This is a genomic window from Pseudonocardia sp. (assembly GCF_025965585.1).
GTDB lineage: Bacteria > Actinomycetota > Actinomycetes > Mycobacteriales > Pseudonocardiaceae > Pseudonocardia.
In genome coordinates this window covers 1-3,864 of the sequence record NZ_JAOPWR010000030.1, presented here as the reverse complement: position 1 = coordinate 3,864, position 3,864 = coordinate 1, and the positions used below count along the sequence as shown (strand labels likewise).

Sequence of the window (3,864 nt, the reverse complement as noted above, 5' to 3'; positions counted from 1 at the left end):
TGCGGGTGGAGCACCGGGAGGTTGCGGATCGGCAGCACGGGGCCGCCGGCGAGCCCCGAGGTGTTGCCGCTGACCTGCACGGAGAACTGGGAGGCTCCGATGACCGTCGCACGGATCTGTTGGGCCGTGTCGTGCAGCCGCAGGCCGATCCGCCCGTCGGTCAGCGCCCGGCTCAGCCCGAGGGCCAGGGGCCGGGCGAGGTCGCCGAAGTCGGGCGTGTCCGGTGCGCGCAGGTACTCCGCGACGCCGCCGGAGAAGCTGACGTCGACGGGCCGGGCACCAGGGGCCCGGTCGTCGGCCAGCAGGAGGTCGGCCGGGAAGCCGGGCGGGATCCCGCCGCCGGCGCCGTGGTCCATGCACCCGACCAGCACCTGCACGAACGCCTCGACCAGCCGGGCCTCGTCGGCGTCGGAGAGGGCCTCGCCCAGGCTCAGCGGGATGCCGCGGGCCCGCGCGATCTGCAACGCGGGCCCCTCCACCCGGACCACGCGCCGGCCGTCCAGGACCACCAGGCGCCCGCCCACCGCGACCGCGGCGGTGCCCAGCACCTCGCCGCCGGCCAGCACCGCGAGCTTGCTGGTGCCGCCGCCGATGTCCACGTGCAGCCGTACCGCGGGGTCGCCCCGCGTGCCCGCGACGGCACCGGAGCCGTGCGCCGCCATCGCGGCCTCCAGGTGGTGCCCCGCCGAGGCGCACACGAATTTCCCCGACTCCGCGGCGAACAGGTCGGCGATGGCGCGGGCGTTGCGGCGCTTGAGGGCCTCCCCGGTCAACACCACCGCGCCGCTGTCCACCGCCGCGCGGGTCAATCCGGCGTCGCGGTAACAGCGCGCGACGAACGCGTCGAGCACGCCGGCGTCGATGGTGTTGTCGGCGAGGTAGGGCGTGAGCAGCACCGGTGAGCGCCACAGCACCTCGCGGTCCACGACGACGAAGCGGCTCGACAGTGCTTGCGCGCGGCGCTGCAGGTGCACCCGGGCGAACATCAGGTGCGAGGTGGACGAGCCGATGTCGATGCCCACCGTGGTCAGCTCGACGTTCTCGGCCTGCCACAGCTCGGCGCGCACCGCCGCCAGGTCGTCGGGTGCGACGTGGCCGTGGCCGTGGCCGTGGCCGTGCCCGTCCCCGTCGGCCACCCTCAGGCCCCGTGGCCCAGGACCGCGTCCATCCGGGGCGTGCTGCCGTGGCGGGCGAGCTCGTCGACATAGAGCCGGTGGATGCGCGGGTCCTGGTGCTCGTACTCGATCTGGCGGCCTCCGTCGCGCACGCTGACGTCCATCCCCATGAAGGTCTCGCGCTTGACCGCGGTGAACGGGTAGCGCAAGCCGCCCATCGCCACCGCGAGGTAGCGGGCCGGTTCCGAGCTGGTGTTGAAGTGCTGGTGGAACATCCGGTCCGGTGGCGCGTAGACGACGCCGTGGCGCCAGTCGACCCGGTGGAAGTCGGTCTCACCCTCGTACCAGAGCAGCGAGTAGCCCTGCCCGGTCACCGCGTAGACGTGGAAGTCGGAGCCGTGCCGGTGCCCCTTCTTGTAGGTCCCGACCGGCATCTCCGAGATGTGCGCGTGCATCGTGCCGTCCGCCAGCACGAACATCATGTTGCTGCCGCCGGCGCCGCGGGCCGACCACTGCTGCAGCTCGAACTCGGCCAGGTCGGGCACGAAGTTGGTCTCCCACATGTGCCGCCCGGGCCGCATCCGGATGAACTCGCCCTCGCCGGTGAAGAACCGGTCGTCGCCCTGGCGCTCGGGGAACGAGCCGGAGTGATCGAACACGAAGGCCTCGCTGTGCACGAGGTTCATCATGATCGGCAGGCTGGTCGTGCTGGCCAGCCGCGCGGGCTGCGAGCCGCTGGCGTTGAAGTGGCGGTAGCGGGCGTTGAGGGGCAGCGCGAACAGGCTCCTGGGGCCCCACTCGAAGCTGTGGGTACGCGTACCGTCCGCGCTCTCGATGGTGGTGCTGCCATGGCCCGACAGCACGTAGACGACCTCCTCGTAGAGGTGGCGCTGCGGCTCGGTGGCGCGGCCCGGCGCGATGTCGGCGACGACGATGTCGAGGAAGTCGCCCCGGCCCTTCAGGTGTACGAACGCCGCATCCGCCCCGAGCCGTGCCCACGGGGCCGTCTCGACGGCGAGCAGGTCGACGCCGAAGTCCTCGACCACGGGAATGCCCTCGCCGGCCGTCCAGTCCAGGTAGGGGTCGGTGAGGAATCTCGGGGTGGTGGTGGTGGCCTCTGCTTCGAGGGTCACGGGTGGTCTCCGCTCCGCGTGGGTCGTCCGGGTGGGATGGGTCAGCTCGTGGAGGTCAGCGCGGCCGGCTTCGCGTGCAGCAGCCCCCAGATCTCGCGCGCGGTCTCGGCGAGCCGGTCGCTCTGCTGGAACTCGGCCGTGCGGGGGTGGGGCTCGTCGATGTCGAAGACCTCGACGAACCGGCCCGGCCGGGCGGCCATCACGAACACGCGGTCGGCCTGGAACACGGCCTCGCGGATGTCGTGGGTGATGAACAGCGTGGTGGTGCGCGTCTCGGCCACCACGCGCTGCAGGTCGCGTTGCAGCTTCTCCCTGGTCTGGGCGTCGAGCGCGCTGAACGGCTCGTCCATGAGCAGCACGGAGGGCTGGATGGCCAGCGCCCGGGCCAGGTTCACGCGCTGCTGCATCCCACCGGAGATCTGGGTGGGGTAGTAGTCGGCGAAGTCGGTGAGGTTGGTCAGTGCCAGCAGGTCGGCCACCCGCTTGCGGCGCCCGGCCCTGGTCGCCGGGTGGTTCGCGGTGGAGCGCAGCACCCGTAGGTCCAGCCCGAACGAGACGTTGCGCTCGACGGTGCGCCACGGGAACAGCGCCGCCCGCTGGAACACGAAGCCGGTTGCGACGTCGCCGGGGGCCTGCCCGTCGACGAGCACCTCCCCGGAGTCGGCCTCGTCGAGGCCCTGCACGATCCGCAGCAGTGTCGTCTTGCCGCACCCGGACGGGCCGACGATCGACACGAACTCGCCGGGCCGCACGTCGATGTCCACGCCGTCGAGCACCCGCAGCGGCTCACCGGTCGGGCTGGTGAACTGCTTGCTGAGGTTGCGGACGCGCACGCCGCCCGCCGTCCTGTCCGAGGTCGTCATTCCTTGCCCCTCACGTCGAGCTGCCATGGGGTCAGCTTCTTCTGCAGGCCGCGCAGGGCCCAGGTGAGCACCACGCCCAGGACGGCCAGGACGATGACGCCGACGAACACCGCGCCGGTCTGGAACACCTGGGACGAGGTGAGGATGAGGTAGCCGAGACCGGCCTGCGCCCCGAACAGGTCGGCCACCACGATGCCCACGAGCGCGCGGGCCAGCGCCAGGCGCAGCCCGGTGAAGATGTAGGGCAGCGACCCGGGGAGGTCGATCCGTATGAAGACCTCGCGACGGTTGGCCCGGAAAGCGATTCCGACCTCGCGCAGGTCGCGCTCGACCGCGTGCACGCCGTCGATGGTGTTGATGATGACCGGGAAGAACGCCACCAGGGCGATGATCGAGATGTGCGCGGCGTCGCCGAAGCCGAGCCACACGACGAACAGCGGGGCCAGCGCCACGCTGGGCGTCGCGTACAGCGCGGTGAGCCACGGGTCGCCGTAGTCGTGCGCCCGCTTGCTCGCGCCCATGAACAGCCCGAGTGGGATGGCGATGACCACGGCGGCCAGGTAGCCCAGCACGAACTGGTACATGCTGACCGTGAAGTGGTGCCAGAGCTCCCCGCTGACGGTGAGCTCCCAGAACGAGTGCGCGATCGCGCTGGGTGCCACGATGATGACGGTGCTCGGGTGGAAGACCCGGACGGCGGCCTCCCACGCCGCGAACACCACCACCACGGCGACCAGACCCCGGCGCAGCGAG

General features: G+C 71.7%; 4 protein-coding genes. All 4 read right to left on the bottom strand.

Translation table 11 applies throughout. From position 1 onward, the window contains the following. Nucleotides 1-1,136: ethanolamine ammonia-lyase reactivating factor EutA (locus tag JWR81_RS01500; RefSeq protein ID WP_297645743.1), on the bottom strand; the 1,136-nt coding region annotated here is incomplete at its 3' end. A 2-nt stretch (nucleotides 1,137-1,138) separates the two neighbouring features. Further along, a complete protein-coding gene (locus JWR81_RS01495) occupies nucleotides 1,139-2,248 on the bottom strand; it encodes a hypothetical protein (RefSeq protein ID WP_297645741.1) in 1,110 nt (369 codons plus the stop codon). A 41-nt stretch (nucleotides 2,249-2,289) separates the two neighbouring features. Continuing rightward, the gene (locus JWR81_RS01490) at nucleotides 2,290-3,111 is read right to left on the bottom strand and encodes an ABC transporter ATP-binding protein (protein WP_297645739.1); all 822 of its coding nucleotides are present in this window, start codon (nucleotides 3,109-3,111) and stop codon (nucleotides 2,290-2,292) included. Continuing rightward, nucleotides 3,108-3,864 (bottom strand): ABC transporter permease (locus JWR81_RS01485; RefSeq protein ID WP_297645737.1); only part of this gene is annotated, 757 nt, incomplete at its 5' end. The genes JWR81_RS01485 and JWR81_RS01490, both read right to left, overlap by 4 nt.

Coding starts and splice junctions, on each gene's coding strand:
- JWR81_RS01490 (WP_297645739.1), bottom strand. CDS start 3,111: ATGACGACCTCGGACAGGACGGCGGGCGGCGTGCGCGTCCGCAACCTC.